The 535-nt window shown below is 63.4% G+C and carries 1 protein-coding gene and 1 pseudogene; both read left to right on the top strand.

The window, feature by feature from the left end:
- Positions 1 to 355 (top strand): DUF2924 domain-containing protein (locus ACXJ7R_RS36080; RefSeq protein ID WP_457155939.1); only part of this gene is annotated, 355 nt, incomplete at its 5' end.
- 5 nt (positions 356 to 360) lie between these two features.
- Positions 361 to 535, top strand: a pseudogene (locus tag ACXJ7R_RS36075) (recombinase family protein); the annotation flags it as partial.

Genomic DNA, 535 nt, shown 5'->3' with positions numbered 1-535 from the left:
TGCCGCGGAACCGCCACCGTACAATCGCAAGTTCCTGGAGAGCCGGCTAGCATATCGCATTCAGGAACTCGCCTATGGCGGTCTGAAGCCGGAGACGCTGAAGCGGCTGGCTGCGTTGGCCGAGGAACTGGAGCCTCGGCGCTCTGGCGCCAGGAAAGACAACTTGCCGGTTACGGGCACGCGGCTGCTGCGCGAATGGCAGGGTGAACAGCACATCGCCACGGTGCTGACCGACGGGTTCGAATATCAGGGTCGTCCCTACAAATCGCTCTCGGCGATCGCACGCTCCATCACCGGCACGCGCTGGAATGGTTGGCTGTTCTTCGGCTTGCGAAGCCAGAAGGGAAATGGGTGACGACGATGACACTCTCCCAGCAGAAGCACGTCATCAGAAAGCTCCGCTGCGCGGTCTACACGCGCAAGTCCAGCGAGGAGGGGCTCGACATGGAGTTCAACTCCCTCGACGCGCAGAGGGAGGCCTGTGAGGCCTACGTGGCCAGCCAGCGGGCCGAGGGATGGGTTCTCGTGCCCGACC

This window comes from Mesorhizobium sp. P5_C1, from assembly GCF_054049815.1.
This window is presented reverse-complemented; position numbering and strand designations above follow the sequence as displayed.